Below are 4,118 nucleotides of genomic sequence, written 5' to 3' on the forward strand. Positions count from 1 at the left end.
TAACTAAATCATAAGTTGAAACCTGATTTAATTTTCAATTGCAAGTTTCAACTTATGTTTTTTAACCTAAAATCTTTTATTTATATTAATTTTAAAAACCTAAATTTAACCTAAAAAATTTATTTTAAATCCGTTCTCTTTGAATAACACCTTATATCTTTTATCAAATACTGATACATTACTTATTTATATATTAAACTTTATCTATTTAAAAACCTAAACTTAACCTTTATATTAAATCAACCCCTTGATTTAATATTTTTATTTCCGTAACTTATTTATTTTTAACCTATTAATTTTTAACCTAAAACCTTTATTATTGAAATATTACCTTATATATTATTAAAATTTGCTTCTAAAAAAATTTAACCTATTTTTTAATTTAAATGTTTTAACCTAAAACCTAAATTTATCTAAACCTTACTAAAATTTAATGTCCATTTACTAAAAGTAAAATATTAATTATTAATTATAATTTTATAAAATTAGTCCTTGTTTTATGATGCTTTTTTCTCGTATACATCATCTGATAAAACTTCTCTTTTATAAGTTTTAACTATTTGAGATAAAGCCACTTTTATTAGCTCTTCATCTTCATACTTTATTATATTAATTAAATGTTCAATAGCTAAATTTATTTCTTTTATATCAAAATCACCTGGTTTACCAATGAAAATTTTCTCATGTTTTGTTTCTTTTAACCCCTCTTCATCCATAAGAAGTTCTTCATAAAGCTTTTCTCCAGGTCTTAACCCCGTAATTTCTATTTTAATATCTTCTCCAGGTTTATATCCTGAAAGTTTTATTAACTCATTAGCTAAATCAAAAATTTTAACTGGTTTTCCCATATCTAGTACAAATATTTCTCCACCTTCAGCATATCCTCCAGCCTGTAATACTAATTGTGCCGCTTCTGGTATAAGCATAAAATATCTTGTTATATATTTATTAGTTAATGTTATTGGTCCACCCTCAGCAATTTGTTTTTTGAATAAAGGTATTACTGATCCATTACTACCTAGTACATTTCCAAATCTTACTGCTACAAATTCCGTTTTACTTTTTCTACTTAAAGCTTGTACTACCATTTCGCACATTCTTTTAGTAGCTCCCATAACATTTGTAGGATTTACAGCTTTATCTGTAGATATTAATACAAACTTTTCAACTCCGTATTTATCTGCACATTCTGCTACATTTAATGTACCAACTACATTGTTTTTTATTGCTTCTCCTGGATTAAATTCCATAAGAGGAACATGTTTATGAGCTGCTGCATGATAAACTAATTGTGGTTCATACTCTTTAAATATATGCTCCATTCTTTTTCTATCTCTAACAGAAGATATAATTACATGCTGCTTTAACTTTGGAAACTTTCTTTTTAATTCGTTTTGCAAATCATAAGCATTATTTTCATAAATATCTAAAATTAAAAGTAACTTTGGTGAAAAACATGCTATTTGACGACAAAGTTCTGATCCTATAGTACCACCACCACCAGTTACTAATACCACTTTGTCCTTAACATAATCTTTTATTCCCTTTTTATCTAACTTAACTTCTACTCTACCTAATAAATCTTTTAAATCTACATCTCTAGCTTTACCTAAATTAAATTCTTCACCTATTAATTCATTAATAGATGGCATTATTTTAGTTTTAACATTAGTTTCCTGACATATTTCAACTAAACTTTTTCTTTCATTTGCTGATATAGAAGGTATAGCTATAAGTATTAATTCTACATTATATTTTGCACAAATACTTTTTACATCATTTCTAGTGCCTAAAACCTTAATACCACTTATATGCGTACCAACTTTATTTTTATCATCATCAATAAATCCTATTAATTCATAGTTAGAATTTATATTATTTATGATTTCTCTCTTTATCATTCTTCCACAAGAGCCAGCTCCTACAATTAGAATCTTATCTCTTTTAGAATGTGCTTTCTTGGAATGATATTGTATGGTCATTATTTTATGCGCTCTTAAAGCTAACCTCATTCCTACAACAAAAAATGTTATAAGTATAGCTGCTAAAATGTTAACTGATATTGGAATTTCTACCGAAAGAACAAATATACTTAACAAGTTTAATATCATACCAACAAAACACGCTATTCCACCTATAATTACCTCATCTATACTTGCAACTCTCCACAAGCTTTTATACATCTTTAAAAAATAAAAAGGTATCATATAAAGCATTATTATTATTAACATATTGTTAGCATAAACTTCTTTATATGCATTTGGCATTACTGGTGCAAATCTGACATATAAACTAAATAAATAAGCTATTGATATTAATATAATGTCAGCTAATACTAAGAATGCTACTTTAACGTTTTGGGATATTGTCATATAGCCCACCCCCTTATCTTTATTTAACCTCATTTACATATTATTTTTAAAACCTTAAACCTATTTAACCTTTTTTATAACCTTAATATTAAGCATCTGCTGTTTTAATCTTTTTATTTAGCCTTTTAAAAGATAATTTAGATATTAAAGAAAATCCTTTCTTCTTATCATCTTTTTTATTAATCCTCATATTATAAAGATTTCTAGCAGCTTCTGGAATATCATTTATTACAACTCCTAAAATATTAGCATTTATTTTTTCAAGTTCTTTTTTTGCGTCTAATATAGAATTTTTCAAAGTTTTTTCTGCTCTTGCTACAAGTAAAACAAAATCTGTTTTTGTAGCTAATACTTTAGAATCAGTAAATCCATGAATAGCTGGTGAATCTAAAATTATGTAATCATATTTATCTTTTAAATCTTTTAACAAACTATTCATAGCTTTAGAACCTATTATCTCTGATGGATTGTATGGTATCCTTCCTGCTACAATTACATGAAGACCATTTTTTTGCTCATGAATAACTTCTTCAAGCTTATTTTTTTCTAATAAAAATTCAGTTAATCCTTTTTCACCTTTTAACTCAAATTTATTATGAATATTAGGCTCTCTTAAATTACAATCAATTAAAATAACTTTTTCTTTATCTTCTGCTAAAACCATAGCTAAATTGCTTGAAACTGTAGTTTTTCCTTCACCATCATCTGAACTTGTCACTAAAATAGTTTTACTCTCAATCTCTAAATTTAAGTATTGTAAATTAGTCCTTAAACTTTTATAAGTTTCAGCCCATATTGATTTAGGTTCTTTTTCAACTATAAGCACATACTTCTCTCCTTTCTTATAATATTTTAAAAGTGTTCTCTTGGTATAGTTCCTATAATAGGTAGTTCTAACATTGCTTCTAAATCCTTTTTAGATTTTACTGTATTATCAAAATAATCTAATACAAAAACAATAGCTAAACTTAATACAATTCCTAATATAAAACCTATTAAAGAAAATTTAAATTTGTTTGGTTTTACAGTAAAAGTTTTTGTAGAATCTATTACACCTATTTTAGCTGATGATAAAAGCTCCTTAGTTACTTTATCAAAGGCTGTTAAAACTATTCTTACAGTTTTACTAGCATCTTCTTCACTTTTTCCAGCTACTTTTATTCTCATAGTTGGTGATACATCACTTGCTACTAATTGTAATGATCCTAAAACTTCTCCCGCTGTTTTGTCGCTTTCATTTTCTTTTAAAGCTTTAGCTATTATATCTTCAGTTTTAACCAAATCCATATATGTAGCCATTAATTGTTTGTAGCTATCAAGTTCATTACTAGTATAAAGCTTGGACTCTTCATACTTACCTACAAACACTCTAGTAGTAGCATAATATTTTGGTTTCTGAAACTTAAAAGCTATTATAGTGAATATCACTATAATAATACCAGTACAGAAAGCTACAATTTTAAACCTTTTTCTAATGGAATATAAAATTTCATTAATATTTAAAGTTTTTTCTTCCATACTTGTCTCCTTAATTATTAGTAATTTTAATTTAGAAAATGACCCTAATACTTTTATATAGAATATTTTCAAAATTAAATTACAAAATATCTATATATTATCATATTTTGTAATTTTATTACATAAAACGAAAAAAAACTCGAAAAAACGCGAAAATATTCACACAATTTAAATTATAGCAAACAATAAATATGAGAGTAACAATTTTCGTGCGACAAAATTCTTTAT

3 protein-coding genes are annotated in these 4,118 nt (G+C 25.6%); all 3 read right to left on the reverse strand.

Annotation, left to right across the window (positions count from 1 at the left end):
• Window positions 1-497 precede the first annotated feature (497 nt).
• The 3 genes from GBZ86_RS13350 to GBZ86_RS13360 all read right to left on the reverse strand — a co-directional run bounded on the left by GBZ86_RS13350 (window position 498) and on the right by GBZ86_RS13360 (window position 3,890).
• Window positions 498-2,372 (reverse strand): polysaccharide biosynthesis protein, encoded by a 1,875-nt coding sequence (locus tag GBZ86_RS13350; protein WP_152891431.1) that lies wholly within the window; start codon window positions 2,370-2,372, stop codon window positions 498-500.
• Window positions 2,373-2,460: 88 nt separating this feature from the next.
• Complete coding sequence (locus GBZ86_RS13355; RefSeq protein ID WP_152891433.1) at window positions 2,461-3,198, reverse strand: CpsD/CapB family tyrosine-protein kinase; 738 nt, start codon at window positions 3,196-3,198, stop codon at window positions 2,461-2,463.
• A 26-nt stretch (window positions 3,199-3,224) separates the two neighbouring features.
• Entirely contained in the window at window positions 3,225-3,890 is a 666-nt protein-coding gene (locus GBZ86_RS13360) for a YveK family protein (RefSeq protein ID WP_152891435.1), read from the reverse strand.
• Window positions 3,891-4,118: the final 228 nt, after the last annotated feature.

The organism is Clostridium tarantellae (assembly GCF_009295725.1).
GTDB classification, from domain to species: domain Bacteria; phylum Bacillota; class Clostridia; order Clostridiales; family Clostridiaceae; genus Sarcina; species Sarcina tarantellae.

What these genes read in the sequence shown, in the direction of transcription:
- GBZ86_RS13350 (WP_152891431.1), bottom strand. Translation starts at nt 2,372, where the DNA reads ATGACAATATCCCAAAACGTTAAAGTAGCATTCTTAGTATTAGCTGAC.
- GBZ86_RS13360 (WP_152891435.1), bottom strand. Translation starts at nt 3,890, where the DNA reads ATGGAAGAAAAAACTTTAAATATTAATGAAATTTTATATTCCATTAGA.